This is a genomic window from Streptomyces sp. PR69, from assembly GCF_026420845.1.
GTDB lineage: Bacteria > Actinomycetota > Actinomycetes > Streptomycetales > Streptomycetaceae > Streptomyces.
On the sequence record NZ_JAOWCB010000008.1, the window covers coordinates 97806 to 117482 of the forward strand.

Here is a 19677-nt window from a genome sequence, read left to right on the forward strand (position 1 = left end):
GCGCGGGTGCCCACAACCCAGCCCCGCCGGCGTTTGAGGCGCGGGGGTCTGGGGGCGGAGCCCCCAGGTTCGGGGAGGGGCTGGGTAGGGGGAAGACCCGCCTCAGATCGCTAGCCCGCGCAGTACTGCTGCTCCTTGCCGATCGAGCGGTACATGCAGTCGGAGTTCTCCAACAACTCCAGCACCGCCCCCCTGTTCCGGCTCGTCTCCCTCTCGATCACCTCGTCCGGCGGATAGAAGCCCCCGCCCCACGCCGACCGGGGATACATCTCGAAGGTGTAGCCGAAGATCCGCTGATCACCCCAGAGCCAGTCGTCGATCGAGCCGTCGGTGATGTAGAGGTCGCTCGACTGCTCGGGCGTATAGCCGTTGCTCGCCGCCATTTTGCGGCCCACCGCGGCGAAGGCGTCCCGGTCGTCCTGGGTCATGCCCGGCGCGGTGTCGGAGTAGGTGTAGCCGAAGGGCCAGAGGATCAGCTCGCTGTAGGTGTGGAAGTCGATCGCGGTCGTGATCTGCTGCTCGCCGCCGACGACCCGGCTGCGTACAAAGTCGGCGACGACCTTCACCTCGGGTGCGGACTCCGGGGAGGAGCCGCGGTAGGTGGCGGAGCCGGGTGAGCCGGAGGAGCCCCCGCAGCAGCCCCACTTGTAGTCCCAGTTGCGGTTGAGGTCCGTGCCGACGTACGAGGAGCCGGGGTTGGGCTGACGGTTCTTGCGCCAGCTGCGGTACCGGCCGGTGGCGATGTCGTACTCGCCGCCGTCGGGGTTGAGGTCGGGGATGATCCAGATCTCGCGGCTGTTCACGGCGTCGGTGATCCCGGGGTCGCTGCCGTAGTCCTCGCCGAACTCCCGCAGCAGATACAGGGCCATCTCGACCGTCAGATGCTCCCGTGCGTGCTGGTGGTGGGTGAAGAGGACCTCCGGCTCGTCCTCGTCCGCCGCCACATTGTCACTGATCTTGATGGCGACGATCTCCCGGCCCTGATGGCTGCGGCCGATGACCCGCTTGCTCATGATGGACGGGTACTGGGCGATCCGCTGGTCGATCTCGGCGCTCATCTCCGCGTAGTTGTGGTAACGGGAGTCGGCGGGCGGGAAGTCGAACGGCTCGGCGGCGCGGCCGCCCGACCGGTCCGGGGGCGCGGGCAGCGGCTGAAGGCGGTGGCCGAGCGTGCGCAGCCGCTCCGCCTGGGCGGCGTTCGCGCTGACGACGACCGAGTGGTCGTCCGCCTCGTCGATCGAGACGCCGACGGCGGCGACGGCGGCCCGGGCGGCGGGCGTGGCCGGGCCGTGGATCTCGTACTGCCTGATCTCCTCCGGTATCTCCGGCATCTCCGGCCGCGGTTGGGCCGCGGGGGCGTCGGCGGAGGGGGACGCGCTGGCGGTGAGGGGTGCGGCCAGGGCGAGGGCCAGCAGCGCGGCGAGGGCGGCGGTCCTGGATCCGCCGCGGCCGCCTGCGCCGCGGCGACCGTGTGTGCCGCTGCCGCTGCCGCTGCCGCTGCCGCTGCCGCGAATGCGAAGTCGCATGGTGTCTCCTGCGGTGTGGGGGGTGGTGCGACGCGCGTGGTGCGGAGGTTCGCCCATATCGTCGATGCATGACATGCTCCGGTCAATGCAATCTTCAGTCATACACGCCCTCTTGCGCGGGCCCCGCCCGCCGCTTAAACGTGACTCCAGTTGCCCAAGGGGACGAGGCGCATACGGGGAAGGCGGCGGCGCACCATGGCAGAGACGGCACACGACGCGGCGGGCGAGTCCACAGTCCGGCCGCGGAAGTCGAGCTGGAAGTACATCGGACCGGGCATCGTCGTCGCCGCGACCGGCGTCGGCGCGGGCGATCTGGTCGCCACCCTCATCGCGGGCAGCCGCTTCGGCTACACCCTGCTGTGGGCCGCGGTCATCGGCTGCCTCGTCAAGATCTCCCTTGCCGAGGCGGCGGGCCGCTGGCATCTGGCCACCGGCCGCACCCTGTTCGAGGGCTGGCGCACCCTCGGCCGCTGGACCACGGTCTATTTCGCGATCTACGTCGTCGTCTGGGGATTCGTCTACGGCGCGACCGCCATGTCCTCCAGCGCCCTGCCGATCGTGGCGCTCTTCCCGGACGGCCCCGGACTCAAGACCTGGGCGGTCATCACCGGTCTGACCGGACTGGTCTTCGTCTGGTTCAACCGCTACGCCGTCTTCGAGAAGGTCATGACCGTACTCGTCGGCGTGATGTTCCTGGTGGTCGTGTATCTCGCGATCCGGGTGTCGCCGGACCTCGGCGCGACGCTGGCGGGCCTGGCGCCCGCACTCCCGGACGGCTCGCTGCTCTACACCCTCGGGCTGATCGGCGGCGTCGGCGGCACCATCACCATGGCCGCGTACGGCTACTGGGTGAACGCCAAGGGCTGGCGCGACGCGGGCTGGATGAAGGTGATGCGGCTCGACAACCGCGTCGCCTATCTGACCACCGGGATCTTCGTCATCGCCATGCTGGTCGTCGGCGCGGAGCTGCTGCACGCCTCGCAGCTCGCCCTCACCAAGGGCGACCGGGGGCTGATCGACCTCGGCGCGGTGCTGGAGGACCGGTTCGGCGGGGCGACCGCGAAGCTCTTTCTGATCGGCTTCTTCGCGGCCTCCTTCTCCTCGCTGATCGGCGTATGGCACGGGGTGAGCCTGCTGTTCGCCGACTTCGTGCGGCGGCTTCGGGCCGCCCGCGGGGAAGGCGGAGGCGGGGAGGGCGGAGGCGGGGAGGGCGAAGGCGGCACGGCGGCTGTCGCGGCGGAGCGCTCGCTGCCCTTCCGCGCGTATCTGCTGTGGCTGACCTTCCCGCCGATCGCGCTGCTCTTCCTGGACAAGCCGTTCGGTCTGGTCGTGGCGTACGGGGTGCTGGGCGCGGCCTTTATGCCGTTTCTGGCGCTCACCCTGGTCTGGCTGCTCAACTCCTCCCGTACACCCGCCGAGTGGCGCAATGGCGTGCTCAGCAATGTGATGCTGTCGGCGGCCGGACTGCTGTTCGTGGTGCTGTGCGTGCAGCAGGTGCGCGAGCTGCCCTGGTGACGGGCCTGGTGACGAGGTCCCGGTGACGAGGTCCCGGTGACGAGGTACTGGTGACCCCGAGGCCGGGAAGCGGCAGCGCCGCCGAGGAGGGGAGGACGGCGGCGCTGCCGGGCTCAGCGGCCCCGGTAGGACTCACGGCAGGTTGTGCACATGCGGTCCGACCGCGTTGGACCAGGCGTGTGAGGCCGTCGCGTCCCAGTTCACAGACCAGGTCATCGCGCCGCGCAGCGACGGATAGGTCCTGGACGGCTTGAACGAGCCGCAGCCGGTCCCGCGGGTCAGACAGTCCAGCGCGTTCTTCACGATGGACGGGTCGACATAGCCGCTGCCCGCACCGCGCGGCGAGGCGGGCACGCCCAGGCCGACCTGCGACGGGTCGAGGCCGTTCTCCAGCTGGATGCAGGCGAGCGCGGTGAGGAAGTCCACCGAGCCCTGCGAGTAGACCTTGCCGTCGCAGCCGAGCATCGAACCGCTGTTGTAGTACTGCATATTGACCACGGTGAGGATGTCCTTCACCGCGAGCGCGGTCTTGAAGTACTCGGTGCCGGTGTTCTGCATGTCGATGGTCTGCGGGGCCATCGTGAGCACCAGCGAGGAGCCGGCCTTCTGCGACAGCTGACGCAGCGCCTTGGTCAGATAGGCGGAGTTGATGCCGTGCTCAAGGTCGATGTCGACGCCGTTGAAGCCGTACTCCTGCATCAGCGCGTAGGCGCTGTCGGCGAAGGCGGTCGCGGAGGCGTCGCTGTTGATGGTGACATTGCCCTTCTCGCCGCCCACCGAGAGGATCACGTTCTTGCCGTCGGCCTGCTTGGCGGCGATGTCCTGCTTGAACTCCGCCGTCGAGCCGTAGCCGACGGCCGGGTCGAGATTGAAGGTGATCTCGCCGGGTGTGGCGGTCGAGTCGGCGAACGACACGGCGATGATGTCGTACTGCGCCGAGACGTCCCGGATCTTCTGCACGGTCGCGCCGTTGTCGAAGTTCTGCCAGTAGCCGGTCACCGCGTGCCGGGGCACGGACGGGCCGGGGCCCGGGTCGCCGCCCCCTGCGGTGGTGCCGGTCACGGCCGCGGACTTCGCCGACTCGCCGGCGGAGTTGGCCGCGCTGACCTGGAAGGAGTACGAGGTGCTCGCGGCCAGCCCGGTCACGGTCGCCGAGGTCCCGGTCGCCGACTGGACCCTGGTCCCGTCGCGGTAGACGTGATATCCGGTGGCGCCGGGGACGGCGTTCCAGCTCAGCGACACCGACGAGGAGGTCGTCGAGGAGACGGCGAGCCCCGCGGGCGTCGCCGGGACCTCCGGCTCCGGGTCTGTGCCGCCGCCCCCGTCAGGCCCGAACGCGGACACATCGTCGACGAGATAGGGGGCCTGCCCGTACCAGCCGTGGGTGTAGACGGTGACCTGCGTGGTGTTCGCGCCGGTGGTGAACGTGGTGGACAGCCGCTTCCAGCTGCCGCTGTCGGGCGTCCAGGCCGAGACGTCGCTGACGCCCGTGCCGCTCACCCCGAGATAGGTGTAGCCGCCCTGCACCCAGGCGCTGAGGGTGTACGCCGAGCCGGGCTTGACCGCCACGGTCTGGGTGCACTTGGCGTTGTCCTGCCCGGACGGCGTCGCCCTGAGCGCGCCCGAGCCCGCGTGCACCGGGGAGGAGACGGCCGTGCCGCTGCCGGCGGAGCAGCTCCAGTTCGCCAGTCCGTTTTCGAAGCCCGCGTTCTTGACGTTGTTCACATCGGCGGCCTGTGCGGTCCCCGCCGTACCCATGAGGCCGGCTCCGGCCCCGAGCGCGAGCGCGGCCAAGACGCCGAGCCATCTCCGTGCGACGCCCCGCGAGCGTGTCCTGCGGTCCACTTGCTGCCTCCAGTGGGGGAGTTATGGGGTGGAGGTGATGAGGAACGGCGGCCACCGCTGGCCGTACAAGCTGGTCCAGACCAATAGGGTTGTCAAGACCTCTGGCGGCGATTCGCATACAGCCGTCGGTCCCCGTCCTGCTCGGCCGCGCCGCCCCGCGCTGCTGTTCACCGCGGTGAAACGGGAGTTAACTCCTGACGGGTTCGGCCGGATTTCGGAGATGCACAGCGTGCGCGGGTTGGCGCTCTCGGTTCTGAAAGGTGTTCTCTGGCCTCCGCCTCGTGGATAAAGTGCTGGTGCAGGAGCACGGGGACGCCGGGTCTCCGGCGGCCGGAGCGAACGGGGAACCAGCGTGCCGACCGCGATAGCCGTCACCAGCGCCGATCTGGTGCTGCCGCCGAACGACCGCCAGACGCCCCCCGCGGCGCTGCTGCGGGCCCCTGAGGACCAGTCCCTGGACGACGCCCTCGCGGAGATGACCGTCCTGCTCGAACAGCACGGCTATGTGGTCGCGCTCTGCCCCTCCGCGCTGCCGCCCGCCCACCAGATGCGGCTGCATACGATCCGGACCGTCCTGGAGAGCAATCGCATCGCGCTGCTCAGGACGGATCTGCCGCCGCTCGGCCTCGCGGTGCTGGTCCGCCAGCTGCGGCAGCTGTCGGTCTGCGACTTCGGCCCCGGCGTGATCGCCTCCGCGGCCAGGCTGCTGGCCCACTATGTGTACGCGGGCGCCCTGCTCGGCACCGTCGCCCGGCTCGACCGGGTGCCCGTGAGCCTGAAATCCCACGCCAAGTCCTGGGTGCCCGGTGCCCAGTTCGCCGTGCTGGCCAACCCGCGGCCCCAGCTGCTGCGGATCGGCACCGGCGACGGGCGCGTCCAGGGCCCGGAGTTCGTCACCCAGCTCGCCGTGGCGAACGGCCAGCTCCACTCGGAGTGGGTGACCGGCGCGCTGGCCCACCAATGGCAGGTGCGCGGGGTGCAGGAGACCCTGCTGCCCGCGGACTCACCCGGCTGGTGGGGCACCCCCAAGCTGATCGAGTTCGCGGCCTTCCTCCCGGACATCTCCGTCCTCTACCAGCTGGTCGCGTCCGTACGGCGAGAGGTGTGCACCTGGTGCGGCATCCAACTGATCGGCGACCGCTGCGGCTTCTGCTCGGCGACGCTCGCCAGGCACGCCGTCCGGGAGCCCGCGGCCGCCCTGCCCGCGGGCCGGCACAGCACATGAGCCCGCCCGCGCCGCACCGCGCACCCGTGCGCACCCGGCTGTGCGCGCTCCCGCGCCGGGTACGCGGCTGCGTGTCCGCGGTGCCCCCGGCGTCCGTGGTGCCCGCAGTAGCCGCGGTGTCCGCGGCAACCGCGGCATCCGCACCGTCCGTCCCCCGCCCCCGAACGAGGTCGTCCCGTCCATGAATTCACGGCAGCGCCGCGGCATCGTCCTTCTGCTCCTCTCGGCCCTGTGCGCCCTCGGCGCGTTCGCCGGCGTGATCTCGGTGATCAGCGATGTGAATTCCAAGGTCGGGCCGGAGACCGCCGCCTATCGCGTCAAGGCCGACATCGCCCCGTACACGCCGCTCAGAGCCGCCCAGTTCGAGAAGATCACCATGCCTGAGCGCTGGCTCTCGCCCAGCGCCGTCACCGACCTGGACGCCGTCGACGGCAAGATCGCCGTCACCACGCTCCGCAAGGGATCGCTCCTCCAGACCGACATGGTGGTCGCACGGCCCCGGCTGGAGGAAGGAGAGCAGGAGATCGCCATCATGATCGACGCATCGACCGGCGTGGCCGGCAAGATCCGCCCGGGCAATCTCGTCAATATCTTCGCCACCTTCGCCGCCCAGAACGACGGCGAGGTCGACCAGTCCCGGCTCATCGTGCCCAACGCCAGGGTCATCGACGTCGGCCAGCTCACCGCCCTGGAGCCCAGGAAGGGCGACCGCTCCAGCGGTCTGGCCGAGGCGGTGCCCATCACCTTCGCCCTGACCACCGAGGACGCCCAGCGCGTGGCCTACGCCGAGTCCTTCGCCGAACATGTGCGGCTCGCCCTCCTCCCCGGCGACGGCCCCGCCGCCGTGCGGCCTGGCGAGGGCCGCTACGACCTGTCAGAAGACAAGAACAGGTGAGGGCCGGATGACCACTCGCATCCTCCCGGCCGTCGGCGACCCCGACGCCGCCCGCTCCATCACCGGCCTGCTCAGCCAGCTGCCGGACGCCGAGCCCGGCTCCGCCGTCGGCGACTCGACCTCGCTGCTCGACCTGCTGTCCCGGCTCGCCGGGGAATCCCTCGACGAACTGCCCGAAGTGGTCCTCGTCCATGAGCGGATAGGGCCCGTCCCCGCGCTGGAACTCATCCGCGAGGTGGCGCTGCGCTTCCCCGCCGTCGGCGTCGTGCTCGTCACCTCCGACGCCAGCCCCGGACTGTACTCCGCCGCCATGGACTCCGGGGCCCGCGGCCTGGTCGGGCTGCCGCTGTCGTACGAGGAACTCGCCCAGCGCGTCCAGGCGGCGGCCGGCTGGTCCGCCGGCGTGCGCCGCCACCTCGGCCACGGCCCCGACACGCTCTCCGGGCCGGGCGGCACCGTCGTCACCGTCACCGGCGCGAAGGGCGGCGTCGGCGCCACCGTCACGGCCGTACAGCTCGCGCTCGCCGCCTGCGCCTCCGGCCACCGCACCGCCCTCGTCGACCTCGACCTGCAGAGTGGAGACATCGCCTCCTATCTGGATGTGCAGTTCCGCCGCTCGATTGTCGACCTCGCCGCCATCCAGGACATCACGCCCCGCATCCTCCAGGACGCCCTGTTCAGCCATGAGTCGGGCCTTGCGCTGCTGCTCGCACCCGCCGAAGGGGAGCGCGGCGAGGACGTGGACGACCGGGTGGTGCGCATGGTCGTCGGCGCGCTGCGCAGGCGGTACGAGATCGTCGTCGTCGACTGCGGCACCCAGATGACCACGGCCAACGCCGCCGCCATCGAGACCGCGGACAGCACGCTGCTGGTGACCACGCCCGATGTGGTGACGGTGCGGGCGGCGAAACGGATGGTCAGGCTCTGGGACCGGCTCCAGATCCGCAAGGCGGAGGAGACGGTGACCGTCGTCAACCGCCATACGCGCAGCACGGAGATCCAGCCCTCGCTGATCGAGAAGATCACCGCCACGCGGATGGCGAAGGTGTCCGTGCCCGCCAACTTCAAGGAGCTGCAGCCGGTCGTCGACGCGGGCCGGATGCACGACCTGGAGGCCAGGTCGGCGGTGAAGCAGGCCCTGTGGGGGCTGGCGGGGGAGCTGGGGCTGGTCAAGGACGCGGCGGCGGGGAAGCGCAGGGCGGAGGGCAGGCACGGCCGGTTCCGGCAGGACAGGGGGTCGTTCGGCATGGGCGTGATCGGCCTGCGGGCGGGGCGGGGCCGATGACGGCGAGGACGGCGCCGACGGGGCCGGTGACGGCGGGGCCGGTGACGGCGGGGCCGAGCATGCGGGGGTCCTGCGCGGGACGGTTCCGGGCCGGGCGGTTCCGGACCGGGCTCTGCGGGGCCGGGCGGTTCCGGGCCGGGCGGGGCCGGTGTGAGCCGCCGCGCGGTCTCGCGCGGGACGACCGGGGCCAGGCGGTCATCGAGTTCACCGGCATGGTCCCGATCATCCTCGTCACGCTCGCCGTGCTGTGGCAGTCGGCACTCGTCGGCTATACGCTCGTCCTCGCCGGAAACGCCGCGGACCAGGCCGTCAGGGCCGGGACCGTCGCCGAAGGCAGTCCGCAGGCCGCCTGCGAGCGGGCCGGCGGGGAGCACATACCGGGGGCGTGGTCGTACGACATCGACTGCGGGCGGCAGGGGGACGTCTTCGCCGCCCGCGCCGATCTGCGCGTCCCGCTGCTGTTCCCGGGGGCGTTCAACCTCCCGGTCACCGTGCCGGGCAGGGCGGCCGCCGCCACGGAAAGGAGGGACCGGCCGTGACACGCGCGCCCGCGCCCGTAGCCGTGCCGGTGCCCGCGCCCGTGTCCGTGCCGGTGTCTGTGCCCGTAGCCGCGCCCGTGTCCGTGTCCGCGCCCGTGTCCGCGCCCGTGTCCGCGCCCGTGCCCGCGCCCGTGTCCGTGCCGGTGTCTGTGCCCGTAGCCGCGCCCGTGTCCGTGTCCGCGCCCGTGCCTGTGCCCGTAGCCGTGCCGGTGCCCGCGCCGGTGTCCGTGTCCGTGCCGGTGTCCGCGCCCGTGTCCGTAGCCGTGTCCGCGCCCGTGCCCGTGCCTGCGCCCGTGTCCGTGCCCGTAGCCGTGCCCGCGCCAGTGCCCGCGCCCGTGCCCGGTCCGGAAGCCCGGCCCGGCGCCGCGTCCGCCGCGGAGCCCGGCGGGGGAGCCGCACCCGCCTGCGCGTCCGTACCCGGGGCGGATCTCCGACCCGCGTCCGCACGCCGCCCGGCCGGGAACCCTGCCCGGGACCGGGCAGGGGACCACGACCGGGGCTCGGCGTTGGGCCGCCAGCGTGACCGGGATCGCGACCGTGACCGGGATCGCGAACGCCTCCGGGGCGGACACGGCGACCGGGACCGGGGTACGGGCCGCGGCACCCAGCGGCCCGGCCGGCTGCCGGGCCAGAGACCGGGCCCGGACCCGCACCGGGCCCGCGGCCGACCCCGCGGCGACCGCGGCCAGGCCGTCATCGAGTACGGCGGCTGGCTGGTGCTCCTGCTGCTCGTCGCCATGGCCGCCGTCCAGGTCGGCCTCGCCGTGTACGCGGCCCAGCAGGCGGGCACCGCGGCCCGCGCCGCCGCCCGCGTCGCCTCCCAGAACGAGGCGGACACCGGCTATGAGACGGCCGGCCGGGCGGCCGTGAGCTCCTGGCTGGACGCCGGGTTCGCGCTGTCCGGCGGCGCCGACGAGGTCACGGTCCGGGCGACCGTCACCGTCCCCTCCGTCGTACCGGGCTTCTCCGGCTTCCGGACCAGCAAGAGCGCCACCATGCCGCGCGACTGACGCCATGACGCAACAACGCAATGGCGCGACAACGCCACGACGCCACGACGCCACGACGCCACGACGGAACCGAAGCGAAGGAGGGGAGCCGCACCATGAGCCTGCGGGCGCGCATCAACAACCCCGAGCCGGTCAAGGGCCTCAGCGAGGAGAGCCGGCTCGTCGGCGTCTACCGCGCCAAACTGCTGGAGGAGATCGACCTCGCCGAGATGTCGGCCCTCGCCGCCGCCGAGCGGCGCGTCCGGCTGGAGCGCGTCCTCAGCCACATCATCAGCCGCGAAGGCCCCGTGCTGTCCACCGTGGAGCGCTCACAGCTCATCCGCAGGGTCGTCGACGAGGCGCTCGGCCTCGGCATCCTGGAGCCGCTCCTCGAAGACGCCTCCATCAGCGAAATCATGGTGAACGGACCCGAGCAGGTCTTCGTCGAGCGCGGCGGACGCCTGGAACTGCTGCCGATGCGCTTCTCCTCCGCCGAGCAGCTGATGCAGACCATCGAGCGGATCGTCTCCACGGTCAACCGCCGTGTGGACGAGGCCAATCCGATGGTCGACGCCCGACTCCCAAGCGGCGAGCGCGTCAACGTCATCATCCCGCCGCTCTCCCTCTCCGGCCCCATCCTCACCATCCGCCGCTTCCCCCGCGCCTTCACCCTCCAGGAGATGATCGGCCTCGGCTCCCTCGACGAACACATCCTGATGCTGCTCGCCGGACTGGTCCGCGCCCGCTTCAATGTGATCGTCTCCGGCGCCACCGGCACCGGAAAAACCACCCTCCTCAACGCCCTCTCCGGCCTCATCCCAGACAACGAACGCATCGTCACCATCGAGGACTCGGCGGAGCTCCAGCTCCAGCAGTCCCATGTCATCACTCTGGAGAGCCGCCCCGCCAACGTCGAGGGCAAGGGCCGGATCACCATCCGCGACCTCGTACGCAACTCCCTGCGCATGCGCCCCGACCGCATCATCGTCGGCGAGGTGCGCGGCGGGGAGACGCTCGACATGCTCCAGGCGATGTCCACCGGCCACGACGGCTCCCTGGCCACCGTCCACGCCAACAGCGCCGAGGACGCGCTGATGCGGCTGCAGACCCTCAGCTCGATGTCCGAGGTCGAGATCCCGTTCGCGGCGATCCACGACCAGATCAACAGCGCCGTCGACGTCATCGTGCAGCTGTCCCGCCATATCGACGGCAGCCGCAAGATCACCGAGATCGCGGTCGTCGACTCGTACGGACGCCAGGACTACCGGATCGTGACCGTCTGCCGTTTCGAGGCCGAGCCGCTGACGGGAGACGGGGCCGTGCGCGGACGGTTCGCGTACTTCCCGCTGCCCCGGCGGCTCGCCCAGCGCCTGTATATGGCGGGCGAGGCGCTCCCTCCGGCGTTCGGCGTGGCGCACACGGAGGAGCAGCTCGCGATACGCACGACGACCGCCTGACGCCGGCGTCCCTCGTCCCTCGTCCCTCGCCCTTCGCCCTTCGCCCCGACCACCTTGGAGAACCGCCCGCCATGACCAGCCTCCCCCTGCTGACCACCGGCGTCACCCTGCTCTCCGGCGCGCTCGCCATCGCCGGAGTACAGCTCTACGCCAAGGGCCACTCCCAGAAGCAGGACCTGATGGAGCGGATGGCCCAGTCGGGACCTCTCGCGATCGACAGCGGACGCCGCCGCCGCTTCAGCGGCCTGGACCGCCGGCTGCGGCGGACAAGACTCGGCAAACGCATCGAACGACAGCTCTCGGCGACCGGACTCGACCTCACCCCCGGCGAATACGCCGTGTACGCCGTCGGCGCGCTGCTCACGCTCTACCTGCTCGTCGCCTCCGTCTTCGCGCCCTTCTTCGGACTGCTCGCCGCCGCCATCGGCCTGTGGGGCGCCCACGGCTTCCTCAACTGGCAGCGCCTCAAACGCACGGAGGCGTTCATCAACCAACTCCCCGAACTCACCCGCGTATTGGCCAACGCCACCCAGGCCGGACTCGCCCTGCGCACGGCCATCGGCCTCGCCGTGGAGGAACTGGACGACCCGGCGCGCGAAGAGCTGCGCCGCGTCGCCGACCAGCTCGCCCTCGGCCGCTCCCTCGACGACGCGCTGGGCGACCTCGCCGAACGGCTCCCGTCACGCGAACTCAATGTGCTCGTCTCCACGCTCATCCTGTCCAACCGGGCGGGCGGCGCGATCGTCACCTCGCTGCGCAACCTCACCGAGACGCTGGAGGAGCGCAAGGAGACCCGGCGCGAGGTCGCCACCCTGCTCTCCCAGGTCAAGGTGACCGCCGTCGCCGTGCCCGTCCTGGGCCTCGGCTTCCTGCTGATGATCAACAGCATGCGGGACGGCGCCCTCGACGACATGACCGGCTCGGTCGGCGGCAGGGTGGCGGTGCTGGCCGCAGCCGGGCTCTACGCCGCCGGATTCATCCTGATCAACCGCCTTACGCGCGTCCGCATCTGACCGCCGTCGCCGCCCCGTACCCCCCCCCGCCCCCGTACCCCGCCCCCGTCCCTGCCCGTACCGAACGCCCTGTACCCCGCCCCCGCCCCGCACCTGTCCCGTCCCCCGCCCCGTCGTCGTCATCGTCGTCGTCATCGCCATCCCGAAGGGAGGCCGCCCGATGGCCCTGCTCCTCGCGGCCGTCATGGGACTCGCCGTCTACGGCATGTTCCACGGCATCCGCATGTACCGCGCGGAGGCCCGCCTCCCCGGAGACCTCGCCGTCGCCCTGGAGGTCGGCGCCACCCGCACCACCGCCACCGGCTCCGCCATCGACCGCCTCGGCATGCGCTGCGCCCCGCACGTACTGCGCCTCATGGGCCCCAGACGCGTCGAGGCCGTACGCCGGAAACTGGATATGGCGGGCAACCCGGGCGGCCTCACCGTCGACCGCTACGCCGCCCGCCGCGCCGTCTACGGCGTCCTCGGCGGACTGGTCTCTCTCGGCATGCTGCTCAACGGCCATCTGCTCTTCTCGGTCCTCTTCCTCCTCTACGGCCTGCTCTGGACCGACGTCCTGCTCCGCGCCGCCATCAGCCGCCGCAGGGACGACATCGAACGTACCCTCCCCGACTTCCTCGACGTCCTCGCCGTGGTCGTCTCCGCCGGACTGGGCTTCCGCCAGGCCCTGGAACGGGTCGCCGAGAAGTACGAAGGCCCCTGGGCCGACGAACTGAGCATCACCCTGCGCCAGATGGACATGGGCATGGGACGCCGCGAAGCCTTCGAGCAACTGCGCAAACGCAATGAGTCCGACCAGGTGTCGATGTTCGTCTCCGCACTGCAGCAGGGCGAGGAACTCGGCGCGCCGATCGTCGACACGCTGATACAGATCGCCAACGACATGCGCAGGACGGACGCCCAGAACGCCCGCCGCAAGGCCGCCAAGGCGGTGCCCAAAGCGACGCTCATCGTCACCGGCTTTATGCTGCCGGGGACGATGATCCTCATCGTGGCGGGCTTCTACTACGCGTCGCAGGTCGACCTCAGCGATATCTTCGGAGGCTGACGTGAAGCCTGTGACGGCCATGCCCTACGCGTACCCGCCCTCCGCCTCCCCGTCCTCACCCTCACCCCCACGCCTGTCCCCGCCCCCCGTCCCCATCCAGGTCAACGCGCTCCAGGCGATGTGCCGCCAGCTCTTCGCCTTCCGCCTCGCCATGACCGCGCTCGCCGCCCCCTTCGCGCTGTCCGGCGTCGGCCTCGGCATAGGGGCCTGGCTGGTCGGCGCGGCGGTGCTGGTCACGGTCATGGGCTCGTACGTCCTGCTGCGCGACTGGGAGCGCTTTGGCCCGATACTGCTCCGCCACCCCTCGCTGCTCGCCGCCGACATGCTGTTCGGCGCGCTGCTGCTCTTCTCCGCCTCACCCGGCTCCACGCTCACCTACGTCACCCTGTGCACCCCGCTGCTCGCGGGCCTCGTCTACGGCTGGCGTGGCGCGGCGATCTTCGCCCCGCTGCAGACCCTGCTGCTCACCGCCGCGTACGCGGTCGACCTGGACACCGAGGCGGATGCCGCCGCCCTGCTCATGGCGGGGCTGTGCGTCCTCGCCGGGGCGGTCGGCAGCTCCCTGCGCGGCCTGCTGCTGCGCTTCGGCGCGGCCTCGCAGGCGCTCAGCGAGGCACGTGCACGCCTCGCCGTACGGGACGCGGTGGAGGAGGAACGGGCCCGCCTCGCCCGCGAGATGCACGACTCCGTCGCCAAGACCCTGCACGGGCTGTCCCTCGCCGCGGAAAGCCTGGCGCACGGCGCCGACCGGCTGGACCCGGCCGCCGTTCGGCGCCGTGCGGAGGCCGTCGCGCACGCGGCCCGCCGGGCGGCGGCGGAGTCCCGCAACCTGCTGACAGACCTGCGCGCCACCCCTGCCGCCGCCCCTGCCGCCGCCCCTGCCACCGCCCCCGGGAACCTGTTCACCCAACTCGCGGCCAGGGCGGAGCACTGCGAACGGGCCCATGGCGTGCGCACCGTCTTCCACGGCCCGCCCGGCCCGGACCCGGAAGTCGCCTTGCGCATCCCGCCCGCGACGTCCCGGCAGGTCCTCGCCATCGTCGAGGAGGCGCTGGAGAACGCCTGCCGCCACGCCCGCCCCACGGCGGTGGAGCTGACGGCCGAGGTGACGGCCGAGGTGACGGTCGAGGTGACGGTCGAGGCCGCCGGAGACGTCCTGCGGATCAGCGTGTACGACGACGGCCCCGGCCTGCCGCCGGGCACCTGCCTGGAAACCCTCCGGAGGAACGGCCACTTCGGCATGCTGGGCATGGTGGAGCGGGCGGCCTCCATCGGCGCGCGTATCCGCATCGGCAGGGGCCGGAAGCAACGGGGCACGGAGGTACGGCTGGAGCTGCCGGCGCCCGCGGCCCCGATACGCGTGCCGCCGGAACCGGACGCGCCGAGAGCCCGCTCCATCCCCACCCTTCTCTAACCGTTCCCCAACAGTGTCAAGGAGGCGGCACCCATGCACGACGGGACCCCGCTGCGGATCGTGGTCGCCGACGACAACCCGGTCGTACGGGCCGGACTCATGGCGCTGCTCCACGGCCGCGACGGCTTCCGCATCGTCGCCGAAGCCGTGGACGGCCGCCAGGCCCACGCCGCCGCGCTCCGGCTCCGCCCCGACGTCATCCTGCTGGACGTCCGCATGCCCGGCGTGGACGGCATGGCGGCCCTGCCCTATCTGACCCGTGTGGCGCCGGTGCTGATGCTCACGTACAGCAGGGAACGGAAGGCCGTACAGGAGGCCATACGGCGCGGGGCGAGCGGCTATCTCGTCTACGGGGAGTTCACCGCGGACGACCTCGCCTCGGCGGTACGGGACATCAGCGCGGGCCGCCCCCGCTTCACCCCCTCCGCAGCCGACGCCCTGCCACCTGCAAAACCCGCAGGAAGGACATCTGCAACCGCATACGGTGCGAATCCCGCGAGACCGTCACATGCTCGTGATCTGCCCAGCAACCCAACGGGCAAGCCGTATCCAAGGGTTCACTCCGCAATTCGACACGACCAATCCGCGCAACCGGCTTCGCTTGCTCAAGCGAATGTGGCACATTCTTCTCGGGGGCCCGGCGTGGTCGGGAGACTGCGCGGCGTGAGGACCGCGCTGAGCCGCCGGGAGGTGGAGGTCATGGAACTGATCGCAGCGGGCATGACCAACCAGCAGATCGCCGCCTCCTGCTTCATCAGCCAGAAGACCGTGAAGAACCACATCAACCGGATTTTCGCCAAGCTCGGCGCGGGCAGCCGCGGCGAGGCGATCGCGATCTGGCACGGCGCACGGAGAGGGGGCCCCGCACAGCATGGCTGACCGACGCATATTCGGCCGCATCCGCAGTCGTGGCGGGGCGCGCTCGCGGAGTTGGGCCCGCAGACCCATGTCGGGGACGGCGACGACGGCGTACGTTGCCGGTGTCGAAGCCACAGGGGTCGGAGGGGAAGTCCATGACGGACATCGGGACGGGTGCCGGGACGGACACCGGACTGAGGGCCGTGACCGCCGCCAGGGTCCATATGTCGCGCTGGCGGGACGCGGTCCTGGAGGGCGTCGGCCGACGCCGGGAGGCGGGGCAGGGGGCGATCGAGTATGTGGGGATCACGATTCTGGTGGTGGCGATCGTGATCCTGCTGCTCAACACCAACATCGGCTCCGAGATCGCCAACACCTTCACGGCGAAGATCCGCTCCGTCCTGAACAGCGGCGGCGGAGGCGGCTGAGCCCCCGGCAGCCCTGCGGCACACACCGCGACAGAGGGCAGGCCACACCGCTGTATATGGCAGCGGTCGTCGGCCTGCTTTTTGTCGCGCTCGTGTATCTCGCCCTGGGCCAGGCGGACATCAAGCGGAACGGGACGCAGACGGCGGCCGACGCCGCTGCCCTGGCGGCGGCCCAGGAGTCCAGGGACGAGCTGGATCTCGCCGACTTCCTCGACGATTTGGAAGCCCTCTTCGACGGACAGCTGAGCGGAGCCGCCAACGGATGCGCCGCGGCTGAACTCTTCGCCGCCAAGAACGATGCCACAGCGACCTGCGCACGACTGACGGACGGCCGCTGGGGATTCACCGTCACTGCCACTTCCCGTGAACCGATGGGCGACAGCATCGTCAGCGGCACGGCGAGCGAGCGTGCCAGAGCCACCGCTACCGCGGTCGTCGAACCCCGCTGCACGTTCACGCCCGCGGAGCCGGAGACGCCTCCGGAGGATGCGGAAGATCCACCCGAAGGCGAAGGCGAAGGCGAAGACGAAGGCTCGACAGAGGAAGAGGCGGAGGAACCACCGTCTCCGGGCACGCTCACCTGTGAAGACGGGGACTGGACCGTCGATCCGCAAGATCTCGATCTGTTTCCGGACATGGCAGAGCTCTTCACCGTACGGCTGGCCGAGGACTGAACTCCATTGAGCGCAAAGGAACGGGACTGATGAGCAAGCGGCACATGAGGACCATGCGCCGGGCAGGGGCGGTGACGGCGCTGTCGGCCGTCCTGGCACTCACCCTGACGGCCTGCGGAGGCGATGGGGACGGCGACGGCGGCAAGGACGACCGCAAGCAGCCGGTCGCCGCCTCGCCCGCGCAGGGTGGCAAGGACGACTCCAAGGGGGCGGTCGCCGAAGCCACGTCCCCCACGAGCGGTGACCCCATCGCCAACGTCAAGGGCGATGGCGGCCTCGAACTGCTCATCCACTCGGCCAAGCGGGACGACGGCGGCTTTCTCACGGTGGACGGCCAGTTCAAGAACACCGGCTCAGAGGGGTTCTCGGTACCCGTCAGCTGGAACGGCCTGGAGCAGGCGGTCGCCGCGACGGGGCACTCCTTCGCCGGCATGACGCTGGTGGACTCCAAGGGGAAGAAGCGGTACTACGTCCTGCGCGACACCGAGAACCGCCCCCTGACCACGTACGGCTACAACGGCTACATCCAGCCGGGCAAAACCCTGACTTTCTTTGCCCAGTTCCCCGCGCCGCCACCCTCCACGACGAACGTCGACCTCCAGTTCCCCGGCTTCCCCAGCACGACGATCGAGATCTCCTGATGAACGCCGCCGCGACCGCCACCGGCACCCGCATCAGCACCCGCAATGGCCTTCGCGCAGCAGCGACCCTGCTCGCCGGAGCGGCCATCTCGCTGGGGCTCGGAGGGGCGGGGGAAGCCCAAGCCGACGAGAACCCCTACCCCGCACCCTCGGCATCGGCCCCGGTCCAGATCAACCCGTCCGACCCCGACCTGAAGCTCCCCGAAGGAGCCACCCTCGCCCCGCCCAAGGTCCTCGACATCAAGTCAGTTATAGAGGATCTCGGCGGCGAGGAGCGCCGCGAGGAGACCAACGCGGACATCACGCTCGCCCTCCAGTCGGAGGTCCTCTTCGGCAAGGACAGCGCGAAGCTCTCGCCCGAGGCCACCGCCCGCATCTCCACCATCGCCGCCGAGGTCAAGAAGCACAACGCGACCAAGGTCCGCATCTTCGGCTTCACCGACGACCTCGGCTCCGCCGAACACGGGGACCAGCTCTCCAAGAAGCGCGCGGACGCCGTCCACAGCGTGCTGTCACAGCAGCTGAGCGGCCAGGGCATCACCTACGAGATCCGGGGTTACGGCGAGGACTACCCGATCGCGGACAACTCGACCGAGGAGGGCCGCAAGAAGAACCGCCGCGTGGAGGTGTCCTTCCCTTCGGGCGGAGGGAGCTGAGCGTCCCCGGTGTTACCGGCTGGCAGGAGTGGCTTGCTGTCGATCTCCCCGTCGGTGCCGCTCGCTAGAGTGTTCTGTGATGTCGCGCGGTACCACGGGGAGATGGGGTCATGGTTAACGCAGCTGCCGGTGGCGGTGGTGGGGGCGGCGGTACGTCGTTCGAGGGCATGTCGCATGAGCAGATGTTGGCGTGGGTGGATGAGGCGTCGAGTTTTCATGTGCGGGATGCGGGGGATCGGCTGGCGAAGGCTGCGGGGGAGATTCGGCAGATTGCGTTGCAGTTGAAGTTTCGTCCTGAGCGGGTGGAGTGGCAGGGCGAGGGTTTTGAGGCGTTTGTGGAGTGGGCTGCGAGTCTGTCGTCGGCGACGTTTCGGCTGGCGGATTACAGCGATGAGGCGTCGAAGTGGTTGAGGGAGGCTGCGGTGTCGATTTCGGCGGCGCAGTCGGGGATTCCTCGGTATACGTCGGAGGAGTCGGCGCAGGCGAATCTGGATGCGGCGCGGGCGCATCGGAATGATCCGGATGCGCGGGTGGTGGCGGAGAAGGCTGAGGCGGCTTTGGCGGTGTCGCGGGAGCAGCAGCGGCTTGAGGCGGCTGCGGAGATGCGGAAGTTGTCGCAGTCGTATGAGCAGTCGTCGTCGCAGATGGCGAGGCAGGAGGTGCCGACGTTCCAGCCGCCGCCGAGCCAGTTCGTACCGTCTGATGGCGGACGACGGGGCGACCAACACCAGGACCTGTCAGATGGTGCCAGCGGTGCAGGCGGTTCCGGTCGCGGCGCGCATATGCAGGCAACGATTGGAGGCAGCCCTCCAGCGTCAGTGTCCTCACATCACGGGGATGTGACGGAGCCCCCTGTGGCCCGCGCGCGGCCTGAGGTGTCCACTGTCGCGTCGTCGCCGGTGTCGATGGGGATCGACAGTGCTGTGCCGACGCAGACGGCTCCGTCTGCGCCCACCGTGACGCCGGTCACCCCGAGCATGGGTCGTGCTGATGTGGCTGTGCCACCGGTGACGGGTGCGCCGCCGGTGGTGGGTGGCGGCACGGGCAAGGTGCAGGGTGGCGGGGCTGGTGGTTCGCGTCCTGGTGGTGGCGGTGGTCGTGGTCCGGTGTCGCCGGTGACTGGGCAGCAGGTGGGCGGCAGTGGGTCGGCTGGTCCTGCGGGCCGGGTGGCGCGTGAGGGTGTGGTCGGTGGTCGTCCGGTGCCGCCTGCGCAGTCTGGTCGTGCGGCGACGGGGTTGCCGCGGGGGATGGTGGTCGGCGCGGAGTCGGGTGTGCACGGCCGTCCTCCGATGGCGCACGGCGTGGGTGGTGCGGTCGGCGGCGGTGTGGGCGCGGGTCAGAGTGGTGTGGTCGGCGGTCGTCGTCTTGCTGGTGAGTCCGGCGGGGTGGTCGGGGGGCGTCCGGCGCAGCCGGGTGTGGCGGCTGGGCGTCCGTTCACGCCGGGTGGTTCGGGTCTGGTGCGCGGCAGTGGACCTGGTGGTGCGTCGGGTGGCGGGGTGGGTCAGTCGGCGGGGATGCGTGGTGGCATGATGCCTCCGGCTTCGTCGCCGCGGTCGGGTTCGCGGCGTGAGGACGCCAACGGGCGGCGGCCGGACTATCTGACTGAGGATGAGGAGACCTGGCAGCAGGGCCAGCGCCGGGTCGCGCCCCCTGTCATCGACTGAGCCCC

At 71.0% G+C, this 19677-nt stretch carries 18 protein-coding genes; 16 read left to right on the forward strand and 2 right to left on the reverse strand.

Going from position 1 to position 19677, the window contains the following annotated elements:
* Positions 1–110: 110 nt before the first annotated feature.
* Positions 111–1526, reverse strand: a complete 1416-nt coding sequence (locus OF819_RS10480) for a M14 family metallopeptidase (protein ID WP_267243140.1) — start codon at positions 1524–1526, stop codon at positions 111–113.
* Positions 1527–1721: 195 nt separating this feature from the next.
* On the opposite strand from OF819_RS10480, the gene OF819_RS10485 reads away from it, so the two are divergent.
* Entirely contained in the window at positions 1722–3041 is a 1320-nt protein-coding gene (locus OF819_RS10485; RefSeq protein WP_267243141.1) for an Nramp family divalent metal transporter, read from the forward strand.
* Between the two features lie 132 nt (positions 3042–3173).
* On the opposite strand, the gene OF819_RS10490 is transcribed toward OF819_RS10485, so the two are convergent.
* Positions 3174–4886 carry a chitinase gene (locus tag OF819_RS10490; RefSeq protein WP_416370502.1) on the reverse strand — a complete coding sequence of 571 codons (1713 nt, stop codon included), beginning with the start codon at positions 4884–4886 and terminating at the stop codon, positions 3174–3176.
* Between the two features lie 352 nt (positions 4887–5238).
* Here OF819_RS10490 and OF819_RS10495 point away from each other — a divergent pair, with 352 nt between their 5' ends.
* The 15 genes from OF819_RS10495 to OF819_RS10565 all read left to right on the forward strand — a co-directional run bounded on the left by OF819_RS10495 (position 5239) and on the right by OF819_RS10565 (position 19672).
* Positions 5239–6111 carry a hypothetical protein gene (locus OF819_RS10495; RefSeq protein WP_267243143.1) on the forward strand — a complete coding sequence of 291 codons (873 nt, stop codon included), beginning with the start codon at positions 5239–5241 and terminating at the stop codon, positions 6109–6111.
* A 181-nt stretch (positions 6112–6292) separates the two neighbouring features.
* Positions 6293–7006, forward strand: a complete 714-nt coding sequence (gene cpaB, locus OF819_RS10500; RefSeq protein WP_267243144.1) for a Flp pilus assembly protein CpaB — start codon at positions 6293–6295, stop codon at positions 7004–7006.
* A 7-nt stretch (positions 7007–7013) separates the two neighbouring features.
* Positions 7014–8291, forward strand: a complete 1278-nt coding sequence (locus OF819_RS10505) for an AAA family ATPase (protein WP_267243145.1) — start codon at positions 7014–7016, stop codon at positions 8289–8291.
* Positions 8288–8830 carry a TadE/TadG family type IV pilus assembly protein gene (locus tag OF819_RS10510; RefSeq protein WP_267243146.1) on the forward strand — a complete coding sequence of 181 codons (543 nt, stop codon included), beginning with the start codon at positions 8288–8290 and terminating at the stop codon, positions 8828–8830. The genes OF819_RS10505 and OF819_RS10510 overlap by 4 nt, the downstream gene beginning before the upstream one ends.
* Before the next feature lie 506 nt (positions 8831–9336).
* The gene (locus tag OF819_RS10515) at positions 9337–9840 is read left to right on the forward strand and encodes a TadE/TadG family type IV pilus assembly protein (protein ID WP_267243147.1); all 504 of its coding nucleotides are present in this window, start codon (positions 9337–9339) and stop codon (positions 9838–9840) included.
* Positions 9841–9935: 95 nt separating this feature from the next.
* The gene (locus OF819_RS10520; RefSeq protein ID WP_267243148.1) at positions 9936–11276 is read left to right on the forward strand and encodes a CpaF family protein; all 1341 of its coding nucleotides are present in this window, start codon (positions 9936–9938) and stop codon (positions 11274–11276) included.
* 71 nt (positions 11277–11347) lie between these two features.
* On the forward strand, positions 11348–12289 hold the full coding sequence (locus OF819_RS10525) for a type II secretion system F family protein (protein ID WP_267243149.1): 942 nt from the start codon (positions 11348–11350) through the stop codon (positions 12287–12289).
* Positions 12290–12449: 160 nt separating this feature from the next.
* Entirely contained in the window at positions 12450–13337 is an 888-nt protein-coding gene (locus OF819_RS10530; protein WP_267243150.1) for a DUF5936 domain-containing protein, read from the forward strand.
* Positions 13338–13356: 19 nt separating this feature from the next.
* A complete protein-coding gene (locus tag OF819_RS10535) occupies positions 13357–14751 on the forward strand; it encodes a sensor histidine kinase (protein WP_267243270.1) in 1395 nt (464 codons plus the stop codon).
* 33 nt (positions 14752–14784) lie between these two features.
* On the forward strand, positions 14785–15630 hold the full coding sequence (locus OF819_RS10540) for a LuxR C-terminal-related transcriptional regulator (protein ID WP_267243151.1): 846 nt from the start codon (positions 14785–14787) through the stop codon (positions 15628–15630).
* A 134-nt stretch (positions 15631–15764) separates the two neighbouring features.
* Positions 15765–16037 carry a hypothetical protein gene (locus OF819_RS10545; RefSeq protein WP_267243152.1) on the forward strand — a complete coding sequence of 91 codons (273 nt, stop codon included), beginning with the start codon at positions 15765–15767 and terminating at the stop codon, positions 16035–16037.
* A complete protein-coding gene (locus tag OF819_RS10550) occupies positions 16034–16711 on the forward strand; it encodes a pilus assembly protein TadG-related protein (RefSeq protein WP_267243271.1) in 678 nt (225 codons plus the stop codon). Before OF819_RS10545 ends, OF819_RS10550 begins: the two co-directional genes overlap by 4 nt.
* Before the next feature lie 29 nt (positions 16712–16740).
* Complete coding sequence (locus tag OF819_RS10555) at positions 16741–17352, forward strand: hypothetical protein (protein ID WP_267243153.1); 612 nt, start codon at positions 16741–16743, stop codon at positions 17350–17352.
* Complete coding sequence (locus OF819_RS10560) at positions 17352–18008, forward strand: OmpA family protein (RefSeq protein ID WP_267243154.1); 657 nt, start codon at positions 17352–17354, stop codon at positions 18006–18008. Before OF819_RS10555 ends, OF819_RS10560 begins: the two co-directional genes overlap by 1 nt.
* Before the next feature lie 110 nt (positions 18009–18118).
* Positions 18119–19672, forward strand: a complete 1554-nt coding sequence (locus OF819_RS10565; RefSeq protein ID WP_267243155.1) for a WXG100 family type VII secretion target — start codon at positions 18119–18121, stop codon at positions 19670–19672.
* Positions 19673–19677: the final 5 nt, after the last annotated feature.